Origin of the sequence: Streptomyces sp. NRRL S-31, from assembly GCF_000718775.1 — a bacterium.
GTDB lineage: Bacteria > Actinomycetota > Actinomycetes > Streptomycetales > Streptomycetaceae > Streptomyces.
Genome location: NZ_JOCB01000319.1, coordinates 1 through 201, shown reverse-complemented (window position 1 = coordinate 201; position 201 = coordinate 1). Strand labels below are relative to the sequence as shown.

Sequence of the window (201 nt, the reverse complement as noted above, 5' to 3'; positions counted from 1 at the left end):
CTTCTCGCCGCCCTGCCACCCGGCCGCGTACTGGCCGCGCACGGTGGCTTCGCCCAGGTCCCTGGGCAGCCGGACCGCGCCGAGCACCTTCTCCTTCTCGGTGGCCAGCGCGTCCGCGCCGAAGGAGGCGGGCTCCTCCATCGCGGTGAGGGCCATCAGCTGGAGCAGGTGGTTCTGGATGACGTCGCGGGCGGCGCCGAT

1 pseudogene is annotated in these 201 nt (G+C 73.6%); it reads right to left on the bottom strand.

Annotated features, from left to right (window positions below):
* Window positions 1-201, bottom strand: a pseudogene (locus tag IF37_RS40620) (glucose-6-phosphate dehydrogenase); the annotation flags it as partial.